At 54.6% G+C, this 16,179-nt stretch carries 10 protein-coding genes; 5 read left to right on the forward strand and 5 right to left on the reverse strand.

The window, feature by feature from the left end; all coding sequences use genetic code 11:
• The first annotated feature begins 237 nt into the window (after nt 1-237).
• A complete protein-coding gene (locus CMO10_RS04315) occupies nt 238-1,503 on the forward strand; it encodes a pentapeptide repeat-containing protein (RefSeq protein ID WP_297019032.1) in 1,266 nt (421 codons plus the stop codon).
• Nucleotides 1,504-1,691: 188 nt separating this feature from the next.
• A complete protein-coding gene (locus tag CMO10_RS04320; RefSeq protein ID WP_297019033.1) occupies nt 1,692-2,966 on the forward strand; it encodes a pentapeptide repeat-containing protein in 1,275 nt (424 codons plus the stop codon).
• 81 nt (nt 2,967-3,047) lie between these two features.
• Here the strand turns inward: CMO10_RS04320 and argJ are convergent, their stop codons facing one another.
• The 4 genes from argJ to CMO10_RS04340 all read right to left on the reverse strand — a co-directional run bounded on the left by argJ (nt 3,048) and on the right by CMO10_RS04340 (nt 7,925).
• On the reverse strand, nt 3,048-4,277 hold the full coding sequence (argJ, locus tag CMO10_RS04325) for a bifunctional glutamate N-acetyltransferase/amino-acid acetyltransferase ArgJ (protein WP_044829275.1): 1,230 nt from the start codon (nt 4,275-4,277) through the stop codon (nt 3,048-3,050).
• Nucleotides 4,278-4,477: 200 nt separating this feature from the next.
• Entirely contained in the window at nt 4,478-5,344 is an 867-nt protein-coding gene (locus CMO10_RS04330; protein WP_044829274.1) for a peptidylprolyl isomerase, read from the reverse strand.
• A gap of 277 nt (nt 5,345-5,621) precedes the next feature.
• Nucleotides 5,622-6,755 carry a hypothetical protein gene (locus tag CMO10_RS04335; RefSeq protein WP_297019034.1) on the reverse strand — a complete coding sequence of 378 codons (1,134 nt, stop codon included), beginning with the start codon at nt 6,753-6,755 and terminating at the stop codon, nt 5,622-5,624.
• A 54-nt stretch (nt 6,756-6,809) separates the two neighbouring features.
• Complete coding sequence (locus CMO10_RS04340) at nt 6,810-7,925, reverse strand: hypothetical protein (protein ID WP_297019035.1); 1,116 nt, start codon at nt 7,923-7,925, stop codon at nt 6,810-6,812.
• Between the two features lie 335 nt (nt 7,926-8,260).
• Between CMO10_RS04340 and secA the strand changes: the two genes are divergently transcribed.
• Nucleotides 8,261-10,969: a preprotein translocase subunit SecA gene (gene secA / locus CMO10_RS04345; RefSeq protein ID WP_297019036.1), complete on the forward strand. Its 2,709-nt coding sequence runs from the start codon at nt 8,261-8,263 to the stop codon at nt 10,967-10,969.
• A 62-nt stretch (nt 10,970-11,031) separates the two neighbouring features.
• Here secA and CMO10_RS04350 read toward each other — a convergent pair whose 3' ends face one another.
• A complete protein-coding gene (locus CMO10_RS04350) occupies nt 11,032-11,913 on the reverse strand; it encodes an alpha/beta hydrolase (protein ID WP_297019037.1) in 882 nt (293 codons plus the stop codon).
• Between the two features lie 240 nt (nt 11,914-12,153).
• Here CMO10_RS04350 and CMO10_RS04355 point away from each other — a divergent pair, with 240 nt between their 5' ends.
• Together CMO10_RS04355 and CMO10_RS04360 are read left to right on the forward strand one after the other, a co-directional pair.
• On the forward strand, nt 12,154-14,196 hold the full coding sequence (locus CMO10_RS04355) for an O-linked N-acetylglucosamine transferase, SPINDLY family protein (protein WP_297019038.1): 2,043 nt from the start codon (nt 12,154-12,156) through the stop codon (nt 14,194-14,196).
• 39 nt (nt 14,197-14,235) lie between these two features.
• Nucleotides 14,236-16,110 (forward strand): O-linked N-acetylglucosamine transferase, SPINDLY family protein, encoded by a 1,875-nt coding sequence (locus CMO10_RS04360; RefSeq protein WP_297019039.1) that lies wholly within the window; start codon nt 14,236-14,238, stop codon nt 16,108-16,110.
• The last annotated feature ends 69 nt before the right edge of the window (nt 16,111-16,179 follow it).

Raw genomic sequence — 16,179 nt, forward strand, 5'->3', positions numbered from 1 at the left:
CGAAGATTTTGCCCTTCTCCGCACAGCAATTGACTGTCACGCGCAGGTTTTGCCTTCGGAAACACATACGTCAGTATAAGTAAAGCAACATCAACCACTTACATAAAGGTTGTTTGTGGTGTGAATGTCATATTTTGTCAGAATGTAACATGCAAAGCACGGGTACAATTTTAACGACTTTAAAACGTAAGGCGATCAATCGCCGTTTTTGATCGACCGGGGGGTACGATCTCCTAAATGACAACGCGTACGGAACTGGTTGATGCCATCAAAAAGCATCAGCTCTATGTGATGAAGCAACCGGGTGGGCGGCGATTGCAATTGCGCAATGGCAACCTGTCACGAATCAAGATGAGCAAGATCAGTCTTGAAGATGCTGTATTGCCCGGTGCCAACTTCATCCAGGCCGCAATCCGCGACGTCAAATTCGATTTCTGTGATCTGTTCGGCACCAACTTCGTCGAGGCCGACCTCGAAGGGTCAAGCTTCATGCGGGCTGATTTGCGCGGGGCCAACATGGCACGTGCAAAGCTGCGCAACGCCAACCTCAAGGGGGCGGACCTTCGATCCGGGGTTATGGTCATCGTTGATGCCGGACGCGAACGCAAGGTCAAACGCAACACCGATCTGGCCAATGCCGATCTGCAGGGCTCGGTGATGTCGGGTGCCAACCTGTCGGAAAGCAACATGTCCGGTGCGCGCCTTGCCGATGCGGATCTGAGTGACGCCAACATGTTTGCCGTCAACCTTGCCGGGGCGGATCTTTCGGGCTGTAACCTTTCGGGGGCAAAGCTCAAAAACGCCAACCTCAAGGGGGCCAAGCTCAAGGACTCCCTTCTGTTGGGAACAGATCTGTCCGGGGCCAATCTGCGCAATGTTGATTTGTCCAATGTCGATCTGTCGCAGGCCAATACATCGAACTCGATCGGCAGCAAGGCGGTAACACCGCTTCCCGAAGACATTCGTATTTTGCTCAATGCCCATACCGAATGGTTGACCAGCGGCGGGGTTGCGGGTGCGCGCCTTGATGTGACGGGGCGCGATCTGACCGAACTTGATTTCACCGGTTTTGATCTGTCAGCCGCTTGCTTTGATGATTGCATCCTGCGCGGTGTGTTGCTGGTTGATACCATTCTGGTGATGGCATCAATGCGCAATGCCGATCTGTCCCGTGCGCGGCTGAGCGGATCGGTCATGAATGGTGTGCGCATGTCCTATGCCAACTGCACAAAATCGGTGTTCCAGGGGGTCAAGTTCGGCGGGGTCGAACAACGCGATGCCAAGGGCCAGAAAACCGGTGAAGTCTGGCGGGCCGATTTGCAATCAACCGATTTCTCCCATGCCGATCTTCGCAATTCGGTCTTTGATGAACCGCGCATGAAGGGCGCGAATCTAAGTAAGGCCAATGTCGCCGGTGTCGCGTTTGGCGAGACGGATCTTAGCGAAGTCGAACTTGAAGGGGCCAATATCGGCTCGATTCTGACCGGAACCATCCCTGACTAGGTGTAGGTCTTTACACCGCTTTCTGGCAGATATGCTGTGCATCCGGATAGGGCTTTGGCCCAAATACCCCAACAATCCAGAAACGTTTCCATACAACGCGTTAAACATATTGCGTTGCGGGCGTTCTGCTGCTTTCTATAATGCTTAATAATAAAAAACTGATTTAGAGCTTGGGGGCTATCCGCCACATGTCATCGCGTTCGGAATTGATCGATGCGATCAAGAAGCATCAATTATATCTCAATCAAAAGCCGGGCGGCGTGCGCATGCAATTGCGCAATGGCAACCTTTCCCGCATCAAGATGAACAAGATCAGCCTGAAAGAAGCTGTCCTGCCGGGCGCGAACTTCATTCAGGCAAGTGCGCGCGATGTCTGCTTTGATTTCTGCGATCTTTTTGGCGCCAACTTTGTCGAAGCCGATCTTGAAGGATCGACGTTTGAACGTGCCGATTTGCGCGGTGCAAACATGGCGCGGACCAATTTGCGCAATGCCAACCTGAACGGTATTGACCTGCGCGCGGGCATCATGGTGGTTCTCGAAGGCACGCGTGAGCGTACCGTCAAACGCGAAACCGATATGTCGAATGCCGACCTTGAAGGCGCGATGATGTGGGGGGCCAATATGGCTGGCACCAACATGTCTGGTGCGCGTCTTGCCAACACCGATATGAGTGACGCCAACATGTTTGCCGTCAACCTCGAAGGTGCCGACCTGACCGGGTGCAAGATGAATGGCGCCAAGCTTCGCAATGCCAACCTCAAGGGCGCGAAACTTGCCGGAACGGAACTTGTCGGTGCGGATCTCAGTGGTGCCAACCTGCGAAATGTTGATTTGCAGGATGTCGATCTGACCCAGGCCAACACGTCCTATTCCATTGGGGGCGGCACGCCGAGTGCACCCTTGGTCGACGACATCCGTGCTCTGGTCAATGGCCATAGCGAGTGGCTGTCTACCGGTGGCAAGACCGGCATGCCGATGATTGCGGCGGGCCGTGACCTTTCGGGGATGGATTTCTCGGGCATGGATTTGTCCGGTGCGGTGTTTGACAAATGCATCATGCGCGGCACGCTTTTCATCGACACCATCCTTGCCATGTGTTCGATGCGCGAAGCCGACATGCAAAAGATCCGCATGAATGGCGCGGTACTTGATGGCGTGCGCATGGCGGGATCGGATTGCACCGAAGGCGTGTTTCAGGGGGTTCACTTCGGCGGTGTCGATCAGCGCGACAAAAAGGGTGAGAAAACCGGAACCGTTTGGCAGGCCGATCTGTCAGGCGTCAATTTCGAACAGGCGGATTTGCGGAACTCTGTCTTCCACGAAGCCAAGATGAAGGGTGCCAACCTGACCAAGGCGAACGTTGCCGGCGTGGCCTTTGGCGCAACCGACCTGACCGAGGTCGAACTCGAAGGGGCCAATGTCGGCCTTATCCTGAATGGCTATATCCCCGGCAAGAAATAACCTTTCTTGCGCAGTCCCCGGAAATGCAAAACGCCGCCCTCATCGAAGGCGGCGTTTTTGATTTTTTGCGATCTTTGATCGTTAGCTGCGGTAATCCGCATTGATCGAGATATAGCCATGCGTCAGGTCACAGGTCCAGACCGTGGCTGCACCATCGCCAAAGCCAAGATCGGCATCAATATCGATATACTGACCCTTGATATGGGCTTCGACCGGGCCTTCGTCGTAATCGGCAACGCGTTCGCCATTTTTGGCAAGCGTAATGCCACCAATGGCAACGGTCAGTTTGTTCGGATCGGCCGTAACACCGCATTTGCCAACCGCCATGACGATACGGCCCCAGTTGGCGTCTTCACCGGCGATGGCTGTTTTAACCAGCGGGGAGTTTGCAATCGCCTTGGCGGCAGTCTTGGCTTCTTTCTCGCTCACCGCACCGGTGACATTAACCGTGATGAACTTTGATGCGCCTTCGCCGTCACGCACGATCTGATGGGCAAGATCACGCAGCACGTCTTCAAATGCCGCTTTAAACGCCGCCAGTGCCGGATCGTTGACATCATTGATGACGTCATTGCCCGCCTTGCCTGTGGCTGCCACCAGAAGCGTGTCCGAGGTCGAGGTATCGCTATCAACCGTGATCGCATTGAAGCTGCGATTGTTGCAATCGGCCAGAATGGTCTGCAGAACGCTGTGCGGCAGGGCGGCATCAGTAAAGACAAAGCTCAGCATTGTCGCCATGTTCGGCTCGATCATGCCAGATCCCTTGGCGATCCCGGCGATGGTGACGGTCTTGCCATTGATGGTCGCGGTGGCCGACGCGCCCTTGGGGAAGGTATCGGTGGTCATGATCGCCTTGGCGGCATCAAGCCAGCTTGCGTCATTGGCCAGAATGTCATCCATCGCATCGGTGATGCGGTTTGCCGTGGTCGGTTCGCCAATCACCCCGGTCGATGCGGTAAAGATTTCGGTCTTGGCGCAGCCAAGTGCCTTGGACGCGGTTTCGACCTTGTCGGCGACGAACTTTTCACCCGCCTTGCCGGTAAAGGCGACCGAGTTGCCCGCATTGACAAAGAATGCACGGCCACTGCCACCCTTAAGTGCTTCACGGCCCCAGCGCACAGCAGCCGATGCTGTGGTCGATGTGGTGAAAACACCTGCGACCTGGGTTCCGGCTTCAAGTTCTGCCAACAGCACGTCCGGGCGGCCCTTATAGCGGATGCCAAGGGTCGCGGTATGCAGTTTGACACCGGCAATCGCCGGAAGATCGGGGAATGCCGCAGGGGCAAGCGGTGAAATGGCAGTCGCAACCATCGGTGCAAATTCCTTTATTGAACAAGTAGCTTTATCCTGCCGCAATGGTGGCGAAAAGCAAGCGGCAGAATCAGTTTGCGGATCACAGTGACCTGCAAAGTGATCTGCAAAAAACGGGGTGAAGCCAATGGCCACACCCCGTTTTGATCTTTTGGAAAGTCAGGGGCGGTCAGGACAATGCGACCGCCGTGTTTCCTGTCTTATTCAGCCGGTGCTTCCTTGGCAGCTTCTTCTGCTGCTTTCTCGGCTTCGATTTCGACGAAGTTGACGATTTCGGCATCATCGCGCAGGTCTTCGACAAGACCGTTAAACGCATCGCGGCTGATTTCAGCCACCAGCTGCTGACGGACTTCGTCGATTGACGGCTGGGTGCCTTCCTTGACTTCCTCAACCTTGATCACGTGCCAACCGAACTGGGTCTGAACCGGCTCGCTGGAATAGGTGCCTGCATCCATGGCAAAGGCGGCATCGGCAAACGGTGCAACCATGTCGCCACGGTTAAAGAAGCCAAGATCGCCACCGTTCGGGCCGGACGGACCGGTCGATTTTTCCTTGGCGAGTTCTTCGAAGTCGGCACCATCATCAAGCTCGGCGATGATCGCCTGTGCGTCTTCTTCGCTTTCAAGCAGGATGTGGCGGGCGTGAACCTGCGGCTCCGGCTCATTCGTGGCGATGAATTCTTCGTATTTCGCGTTAACCGCTTCATCGGTGATCGCATCATTCAGTGCGCGATCAAGATAGGTTTCCGCAATCAGGCGGCGCTCAAGCGCTGCGATCTGTGCTTTGACTTCCTCGTCATCGGCAAGACCGGCGTCGCTGCCGGCTTTCATCAGCAGGCGCTGGTTAATCTCGCGGGTCAGAAGATCCGCCTTGAGCATTTCAAACGGAAGCTGGCGATACTGTTGCGGCAGGCCCTGCTGGGTTGCGCGGACTTCGGATTCAAGGATTTCCTCACCATTGACCGTCGCCAGCACCGGGTCTTCTGCCGGTGCAGCGTCCTGCGCCATGGCAGGGGATGCAAAAATGACGGTTGCCAGGGACGCGGCAAGAAGGGATTTGCGCAGCATAGTTTCTCCAGACTTTAATTTCAGACGGGCTTGTGCCCGATGCCTCTGCCCACGGGTAAAACACATAAGTGTTGCCTGCACAAGGCTTCGCCGTGGATGACGCACCTTTTGACAAAGCATTCTGTCCAAAATGTGAAACGCTTAAGTATGAAGTTTGATATATGCGCAATGATCCGCCGTGGTTGAACCGGGCGCCGCAAAACGATCATCGCCCGCGCGCTTCAAAACGCCGGGCGATGAGATGACGGTTAGATGAAATCTGATGAAGGGGAGCGGCTCAGGCTTTAACGTCAAAGAAGACTTCGCCGACTTGCCCGGTGCTGCCATCTTCGCGTTCAAAACGTGATCCGGCCACCAGATTGCCGCCAACAAGACGCTCATCAAGCGGGGTGATCAGCGATAGCGAGATCGACTTGATCCCGGCATCGGCAAGGCTTTGCTGGCTGCCATCCGCACGCAGCAAAACAAGCGAGCTGAACACGTCATCGGTGGCATCAATCACGCCATCAAGGTTGTCGTCATATTTCGCCAGTTCCGCAAAACCATCCTTGGCACCGTTCTGATCGCCAAACAGCTCGCGCCCGTCATTGATGACCCCGTCGCCATTGCGATCAAGCGCAAGCAAGGCATCATTGCCCGAAACCCAGGCGGTCTGATCAAGGTTGCCATCGCCATCAATGTCAAAACGCTTGCCGTCCATCACGCTGGTGATGTCGATCCCGTTGCCATCCAGATCAAGGATCAGCGGGTCCTGCTGGAACATCTGGGAAATCTCGATGCGGATCAGTTCGATATGGGCATGAAATTCCGAGATCGAGATATCCGTCGTCCCGGCAAGGCTCGAAAAGCGGGTTTCGATCGCGCTGAAATCAATCTCGAAACTGCGCGAGGATACGGAAACCTGACCCAGATTGATCGAACTGTTGCCCTGGGCGATGTTGATCGAAAGATCCTGCATCGATATCGCCGCTTGCGCACCTGTCGCACCAACCGCCTTAAGCTCGGCCGGATCACCGCCGGTCATGGCATTGGCAATTTCGCGCGCCTTTGCGGGTGGCACGCCCATCATCGCCAGAATGATAAAGGCATCGCGGTTCATCCGCGTCTGGGCTTCATCAAGGGCGGGTCGAAGCCCCTTGAAGGCTTCAAGCGGTGCGGTATTGATTTCAAATACCGGGCGCTGGAATTCACCAAGGGCACTTTCGATGCGCTCGTTGGCTTCCATGCTCAGATCAATCTGATCGGAAATGGTGCGCTGTCGCGCCAATGCTGCTTCGGTTTGGTCCGTAGCATCCGCATCGGTATGCGCGCTGCTTGCTGTCACGGCACTGTTGGCAGTCGCGCGCAAGGCGGCGATCCCGGCGGCACTATCCGCTGCGGTATGGTTTGAAGCTGTTGTGTGCTCAAACATTCAGCGCCTCCTTCCTGAAGGGCTGCGGGATGTCGGGTCGACATCCCGTTGCTGTTAAATCAGAACATCCTGTTCCTGTGTCGGGTCAATGACGGGCACGGTTTCACCATTCGGGAAGGTGAAGGTCGCATTGCCGTTATCCTGACCAAATCGGCCCATCGGCATCATCATATCAACCGTCAGCTGAAGCGGGCCGTTACCTTCGCCGGCTTCCGGTGCGGGCTGATTGATGCTGCGTACAATCAGGGTAGCCTGTTCCATGAACTGTTCGGTGATCTGGGCATTCAGCGCTGCCATACGTTCGGCCGCAAGCGCCTGACCACTGGTCTGGGCTGCACCGGCTGCGGCACCGTCTTCGCCGTCTTCCGATGCATCATCACTGCCGACCGTTGCGTTCATCAGTTCACGGATGAATTCGGCGACTCCGTTATCATTGATATCAAACAGAAGCCCGCCATCACCGGCACTGGCCGGGTTGCCCAGCATATCGACAAGCGATCCGCCACCCAGTCCGTCCATGACAGTGCCAAGTGCGCCAAGGGCGGCACCCATGCTGTTGCCAATCGCGACCGCTTCGGTGCGAACAACCTCAACCTTCGCAGCCTCGTAATTGAACGAGAATTCGCCGGTTTCATTGTTAATGCTGATATCAAGCGACTGAACCGCCATCATCGCGGATTCCGAAACACCGACGGCAGCACCATTGGCACCGGCATATGAAATGGCGGTTTTGCTATGGCTTGCGATTGCCTGATCAAAGGAAAATTCGAACTGGTCCTGGCCGCTGGCGGCATCGCGAATACCATTGAACATGGCATCGGTTGCGGCAATGGCGTCTTCTTCGGACATACCCGAAAGCGCAAACATTTCCTCGACACTGCCGCGGATCAGTTCAAGCGACGCATCAAGTGCGCGTTCAAACAGCTCGTCTGTGGTCAGTGGTTCGCTGGAAAGCGCCTTGCTCGTCGCAGGGGCAAGCTTTTGGCTATCGTTGTGTGCGGCAAGGGCGTCATCAGAAAGGGCCACCGGATCAATGCGCGTGCGCGCATCCGGGCGCGCTTGTGCTGCGGTATCACCGGCATCGGGACTGTTTTTGCCAAGGGGCTGACGCGCATCCTGCAGGGCGGATTGCCCCTGTCGAAACGGATTAAGCGCTGAGAAATCGACCATAATCCTCCTCCTGAGGATGTGATTTGGCAGCGTATCGGAAATGCCGTTGCGCGCCAAAACGAGCTACATGCTCTGTTAGGGTGTAAAACTATGACGCGAATAATACGACTATTCTTCGCATTTCTCAAGCAAGAAGGGATCAAACAGCAGAAACGAAAACGTGAAGATGCCCGGATTTGCCTGCGATCCGGTGCGAAAACGCCTAATTTCCCGCTCTGCATTAGCGATATTGGTTCGTTCCGTTGACAGATGGCAGGCAGGGTTCTATCTGTGATCGGGCTCCGCTTTCTGTCGGTGCCTATTGTGTCTTAATTTATTTGTTCAGGAACGTATTAATGCTCGGCGCTATTGCCCGGAAAATTTTCGGTTCAGCTAACGATCGTGAAGTCAAAGCCCTGCGGGCCACGGTCGAGCAAATCAATGCCCTGGAACCCGAAGTCGAAAAGCTTTCTGATGACGAACTGCGCGCCCGTACCGATTGGCTGCGCGAACGTCTCAAGAATGGCGAGACTCTGACCGATATCCTTCCTGATACCTTTGCCACCATCCGCGAGGCATCCAAACGTGTCCGCGGCGAACGTCATTATGATGTGCAGCTTCTGGGCGGCATGGTTCTGACATCCGGCAAAATTGCCGAGATGAAAACCGGTGAAGGTAAAACCCTTGTTTCGACCCTTCCGGTCTATCTGAACGCGCTTGAAGGCAAGGGCGTTCACGTGGTGACCGTGAACGACTATCTGGCCCGTCGTGACGCGGAATGGATGGGCGAGGTCTATGGCTTCCTTGGTCTGACCGTTGGCGTGATCATGCACGGCATGACCGATGACCAGCGCCGCGAAGCCTATGCGTGTGACATTACCTATGCGACCAATAACGAGCTCGGCTTTGATTATCTGCGCGATAACATGAAGTTCCGTCTCGAAGACATGGTGCAGCGCCCGTTCAACTTCGCCATCGTCGATGAAGTCGACTCGATCCTGATTGACGAAGCCCGTACCCCGCTGATCATTTCCGGCCCGGCCGAAGACAGTTCGGAGCTGTATCGCGCGATTGATGCACTGATCCCGAAACTGGTTGAGGAAGACTTTGAGAAGGATGAAAAGGCGCGCGCCGTCACCCTGACCGAAGAAGGCACCGAACACGCCGAACAGCTTCTGATGGAAATGGAAATCCTGACCGAAGGCACGCTTTATGACGTTGCCAACGTTCACCTTGTCCATCACGTCAACCAGGCCCTGCGGGCGCACAAGCTGTTCCAGAAAGACACCGACTATATCGTCAAGGACGACAAGGTCGTCATCATTGACGAATTCACCGGTCGTATGATGGAAGGCCGCCGCTATTCCGATGGCCTGCATCAGGCACTCGAAGCCAAGGAAAAGGTCAAGATCCAGAACGAAAACCAGACTCTGGCATCGATCACCTTCCAGAACTATTTCCGTCTGTATCCGACCCTTGCTGGCATGACCGGTACGGCGATGACCGAGGCCGAAGAATTCGAGGAAATCTACAACCTTCAGGTTGTCGAAATCCCGACCCATCGCCCGATCGCCCGTAAGGATGCCGATGACGAAATCTATCGTACCGCCAATGAAAAGTGGATTGCGATCTCCGAACAGCTCGAAGACTGCCACAAACGGGGCCAGCCGGCCCTTGTCGGTACCGTCTCGATCGAGAAATCGGAAATCCTTTCGGACCTTCTGAAAAAGAAGAAAGTCCCGCACGAAGTTCTCAACGCCAAACAGCATGAACGCGAAGCATTGATCGTGGCCCAGGCCGGTGCGCCGGGTGCGATCACCATTGCGACCAACATGGCCGGCCGTGGTACCGACATCAAACTTGGCGGTAACGTCGAGATGCGTGTCGAACACGAACTGGCCAACGTCACCGACGAAGCCAAACGTGCAGCCGCGATTGAAAAGATCAAGGCAGAGGTCAAAGCCGATCAGGAAAAGGTCCTGGCGGCTGGCGGTCTGTTTGTGATCGGTACCGAACGTCACGAATCACGCCGTGTTGATAACCAGCTGCGTGGTCGTTCCGGCCGTCAGGGTGACCCGGGTGGTTCGAAATTCTATCTCTCGCTTGAAGATGACCTGATGCGCATCTTTGGCTCCGAGCGCATGGACAGCATGCTCCAGAAACTGGGTCTGCAGGAAGGTGAAGCGATTTACCATCCGTGGATCAACAAGGCGCTCGAAAAGGCCCAGCAGAAGGTTGAGGCCCGCAACTTCGACATTCGTAAGAACGTCCTGAAGTTTGACGATGTCATGAATGACCAGCGTAAGGTCGTTTATGAACAGCGCCGCGATCTGATGCAGGCCAAAAACGTCGCCGAAGACGTGGCCGACATGCGCGCCGAAGTCATCGAAGACATGGTCGACAAATATTGCCCGGCCAAGGTCTATCCGGAGCAGTGGGAAACTACCAGCCTGCACGAAGAAGTCACCCGTCTTCTGGGCCTTGATCTGCCGATTGCAGATTGGGTCAAGGAAGAAGGCATCGATCAGGAAGTCATGCGCGAACGCCTTGAAAAGGCGTCAGACGAAAAAATGGCGGCCAAGGTTGCCAACTATGGTGCTGATATCATGCGCCAGGTTGAAAAAAGCCTCGTCCTGCAGCTGCTTGATCAGTCCTGGAAAGAACATCTTCTGGCACTTGATCACCTGCGTCAGGGCATTGGCCTGCGTGCTTATGGTCAGCGTGATCCGCTCAATGAGTTCAAGCGCGAAGCCTTTAACATGTTTGAAGCCATGCTGGTGTCGCTCCGCGAACGCGTGACCCAGATGCTCTCGCATGTCGAACTGCAATCGACCCCGCGCCCCGAAGACCTTGAAGCACGCCGTCCGCAGCAGGAAATGCACGAAAACCGTGACGAGCTTGAAGCGGCAGAACAGGGCACCGACACTGCTACCGTTCAGTCCCGTCAGGCATCGGGTAATGTTGACCCCAACGATCCGTCGACCTGGGGCCGCGTTGCACGTAACCAGGCTTGCCCATGCGGGTCCGGCAAGAAATACAAACATTGCCACGGTCAGCTGAGCTGATCGAAGCTGGCAAGACGGTATAAAAAGCGCGCATCTTTAAAAGGATGCGCGCTTTTTCTTTGTCAGTTGCTTGCGGTTGCCACCCCGGTTGGCAATGTATCGCGCAGGAACTGTTTGACTGGCCCCAACACCGCATTATCGGTTGTCAGATAAAAACCCAACGCAATCAGCGTTCCGGCATGACCGGTATCGGGAACTTCAACAAGTTCGGCCTCTGGTGCTAGTTCCGCCAGCCTGCGCGAATTGCGCGGCAACACAGTATGATCACGCGTGCCGGTAATCAGTAGCAACGGTGGCATATGCGCCAGATCCATCTCGACCGGTTGGCTGTCACGCGCGGGTGTATCGCCAAACGCATTCTGAGTTGCGGCAACATCATAGGGATAAAAATCATACGGCCCCGATAGTCCGATAATCCCGGCAATATCATCCGCATCCAGCCCGACCGGTTGCAGATAGTTCGGATCGGCCACCATATGAACCGCGTTATAGGCCCCGGCAGAATGCCCGGCCAACAGGAACGGGACGTCCCTGATCTGATCCGGGTTCTGCCCGGCATAGTCTTTCATCTGCGCAAGTGCCGATGCCCCGTCCTCGATAAAGGCCGGGAAACGCACATCGGGCACCAACCGGTAGTCGGGAATGGCGACTGCATAGCCAAGCTCGGTAAAGCGCCGAGCGATAAAGGCATATTTCGCCCGATCTCCGGAATCCCACGACCCACCATAAAACCACACCAGAAGCGGTGCGGGCTGCATCGATGTATCCGGCAAATAAAGATCAAGAACCTGCCGCGCCTCCGGCCCATAGGGAAGCGCCGCCACATCGGGTTTGATATCGCCCGCCTGCCAGTGGTTATAGGCAGCCAGCTTGTCACAGCCTGCCAGCAGCACCATTGCGACAAGTGAGCTGGTGGTCAGGCTCAGGATTTTCTTTGGAAACATACGGATTACGGACCAGTGCAAATTCAAATTTCGTATCTTCAATACGTTAGCCGATCACGATCCGTTTAAAACAATTCTTTCGATATCCGCGGGAATCACACAAGCGTGTCTTTGCGGCAACCAACCAAAGCGTGTAAAGCCAGCTATCCAATGCGTATTATTGGGGCCTGTGTTTATCAGTCCTTAATGGCCTGCTCCTAGACTTTTCGCGCGAATTACAATTACGGAGATCCAGTAAAAGTGTCCTCTTTTGATCAACTGTCCAAGCGTGCCAAAAAGCTGGAAAAACAGGGCCAGATCGATGAGGCCATCAAGCTTTATGAACTGTTTCTTCAAGACTTCCCGAAAAACACACGTGCAAAGGCAGCACTTGAAAAGTTGCAGGATGCCAAATCGGGTGCTGGCATGTCGGCCCAGCAGGCTTTTGTAAAAGCCAGGGAATTCATTGATCAGGGCGCATATGCAAAGGGCATCGAACTCGCCCAGAAACTGGTCGAGGGCGCACCGGACAGTGCCCAGGTGTGGAACCTTTTGGGACTTGGCTACTCCAGAAATCAGAACCCGGTAGAAGCCGAAAGGTGCCTGCGCAAAGCCATAGATCTCGATAAAAACTTTGGCATGGCCTGGGTCAATATCGCGACATTGTTTTCCGAGCAGAACAGGTACGAACTAGCTCTGCAAGCCTTTCAGAATGCCAGGTATCTTGAACCTGAGAACGCAGGGGTTCTGTGTGCCATCGGTGGCGTTCTGTTGGAAATGGGGCGCTTGGACGAAGCCGAAAAGTTCTGTGTGCAGGCCATTAAGAACGATCCGGAGCTGGCCAAACCATATCAAAATCTTGGTATTATCCTGTATCGCAATAAGAAGCGCGGCGCTGCCAAACAGGCGTTCGAGCAAGTTGCGAAACTCCGCCCGAATAATATGACCGCACTTTCCGACTTTCTTCATGCGCGCGCGCAAATCTGTGACTGGGATCCGCTCGCACCCGAATTCCAAAATGTTAAGCCAATTGGAAAGCCGGGAAATTCGGTATCGCCATTTTCCTTACTGCATTTTGAGGACGATCCATACGCGCAGAAAAAACGCTCGGAAAACCGGGCGCAGGAACTTGCCGTGCGTGATCCCGTTAAACAGTTTCCGCGCCCTGCAGCGCGCCCTGAAAAACTGAAGATCGGTTATTTCTCTGCTGATTTTCACAATCATGCGACGCTTTCCCTGATGATGGGGCTTTTCGGCGCGCACGATAGAAGCCGCTTTGAAATTCACGCCTACAGCTATGGCAGCGTGACCGATGGTTGGCGCCGTGGTCAGCTCCAAAAACTGGTTGATTACAACTGGGATGTCCGCAATGCGTCCGATGCGGAAATTGTTCAGCACGCCCGTGACCAGGGGGTCGATATTGCGATCGATCTCAAGGGCTATACCCAGAACGGACGACCGCAACTATTTGCCCCGCGGATGGCGCCGATCCAGATCAACTATGTTGGTTATCCCGGAACGTTGGGGGCCGATTATATCGACTATCTGATCGCTGATCACACCATCATTCCCGACGACTACAAAAACGCCTGTTCCGAAAGAATCATCTATATGCCGCATTGCTATCAGCCAAATGATGGCGGTCGCGAGTTTCCGGAAAATAAACAAACCCGAAGCGAGCTCGGCTTGCCTGAAGATGGTTTTGTCTTCTGTTCGTTTAATGCCAATTACAAGATTTCGCCGCGTGAGTTTGATATCTGGATGCGGCTTCTTAATAAGGTCGATGGCTCTGTGCTGTGGCTGTTTGAAGGAAGCGAAGACGCAATGCTCAACCTTCAAAAAGAAGCTGGAAAACGTGGTGTCGATCCAGCGCGCCTCGTGTTCGCAGGATACCTGCCAGAAGCAAAGCACCTTTCCCGCCACAAACATGCCGATCTGTTCCTTGATACCTTCAATGTGAACGCGCATACGACGGCAAGTGATGCGCTCTGGACCGGGTTGCCGCTGGTGACCTTGCCCGGCAGACAGTTCGCCGCCCGTGTGGCAGCAAGCGTCTTAAAGGCCGCAAACCTTCCCGAGCTGATTGCCAAATCCGAAGAAGATTACGAGGCCATCGCCCTTGATCTGGCGCTTCATCCGGAAAAGCTGGCTGCCATGAAGGCCAAGGTGGCGGAAAACGTAAAAGCCTGTCCGCTGTTTGACACCAAAACATATACCCTTGATCTCGAGCGGGGCTATGACGCAGCCTATGAGCGCTATCTCGCGGGCAAGGCTCCTGCAGACATTGACCTTGCAAGTTCGTAACATACTGGCGAATTTTGATCCGGGAATGGGGAAGACGTTTTGAGCACGGCGATGGAAAAGGTGGTGGCGCGCATTGAAAAGGCCATGCGCAGCAATGATCCTGATCTGGCGATCTCCATTTGCAAAGAACAGCTGAAAACGAATTCCAATGCAGTCGTGCTTTGGGACCTTTTGGCAAATGCCCATTTCCTGAAAAAGGACTATGTTGAGGCCGCGCAGAGCTTTGAGAAGGTTGTTGAACTTGCACCGCAAAGCCCGAAATCCCATCAGAACCTTGGCATGTTTTATCAAAGCATCGGCAAGTTCAACGAAGCACTGCAATGCTTTCAGCGTGCGGTAAACTGTGATGCCAACTATGCACTAGCCTATAACAGTGCAGGCAATGTTCTGCTGAAGGTGGGGCAGGTTGACACAGCACTACAGTATTTTGCCAAGGCGCTTCAGCTCGATCCTCAACTTGCCGACGCCTATAGCAACATGGGCAAAGCTTTCTTCATCAAGGGTCATTTGCAGGCCGCGGCCCAAGGATACGCCAAGGCGTATTCTATTGCCCCCACGATGAAAAGTGCTCTGACCAATCAGTATTACACCATGGCAATGATGTGTGACTGGTCCGGGTTTGAAGCCTTTTCGCGTGCCGCCGATACATTGGGCGTTGAGGGGGAAGTCGTTTCACCATTTCCGCTGTTAAAACTCGAAGACGTACCGGAACGGCAATTGCTCAGAAGCCAGCGTCTGGTGATGGTTAATTTCGGTCGCGGTACCCAATGGCAGTTGCCCCGCCCAGCCAAACGGCCGGCTAAGCTGCGCATCGGTTATTTTTCCGCCGATTTTCAGGATCACGCGACGCTTTCGCTGATGATGGGGCTTCTGCGCCATCATGATCACGACAAGTTTGAAATTCATGCCTTTTCATATGGCCTGATCAAGGAAAGCCAAAGCCTTGATCAGGCAAAAGGTTACTTTGAAAGTTTCTCCGATGTTGAGCGGGCATCGGATGACGCGATTGTCGCACTTGCGCGCGAAAAGAAGATTGATATCGCGGTTGATCTCAAAGGCCATACAAAACTGGGCCGGATCGGCATTTTCGCGCGCCGTGCCGCTCCGCTTCAGATCAACTATCTTGGCAACCCGGGGACCATCGGGGCCCACTTCATCGACTATATGGTCGTTGATAAGGTCACGGTTCCCGAAACGCACAAACAGTATCTCTCGGAAAAGCCGATCTATCTGCCGCACTGTTATCAGCCCAACGATGATCAGCGTCTCATCCCCGAAACGAACACGACGCGCGCTGATTTCGGCCTGCCGGATGACGGGTTCGTTTTCTGTAGTTTCAACAACACCTACAAGATCTCCCCGCGTGAATTCGATATCTGGATGCGGCTCCTAAAACAGGTTGAAGGGTCGGTTCTGTGGTTGTTCAAGGGCAATGATTACGCAGCGCAAAACTTGCGTAATGAGGCACAAAAACGTGGTGTCGATCCGGATCGTTTGGTCTTTGCCGAAAAACTGTCACCAGCGGAACACCTTGCCCGCCACAAACATGGCGACCTGTTGCTTGATACCTTTAACGTCAATGCCCACACGACGGCGAGTGACGCGCTTTGGGCAGGTTTGCCGCTTGTGACCCTGCCGGGCGAACAATTTGCGGCGCGGGTGGCGGCAAGTATCCTTCATGCGGCAAACCTGCCGGAACTGATTGCAAAGGACGAAGCCGAGTACGAGGCCATCGCTCTTGATCTGGCGCGTAACCCCGAAAAAATCGCGGCCTTGAAGCAGAAGGTGAAGGATCAAAGCAAAACCTGCCCGCTGTTTGATTCCGAAGGCTACACCCGCGATCTCGAAGCCGGGTATGAAGCGGCGTATGATCGATACCTCAAGGGATTGGCACCTGATGACATTGAAGTTTGATGGCGCGATGCTTTCAGCTCTTGGCGAAGGTTTGATGGCGCGATAAAACAGTGCCATGACAATAGAACA

It is taken from the genome of Thalassospira sp. (assembly GCF_002709775.1).
In the GTDB taxonomy this organism is placed as follows: Bacteria; Pseudomonadota; Alphaproteobacteria; order Rhodospirillales; family Thalassospiraceae; genus Thalassospira.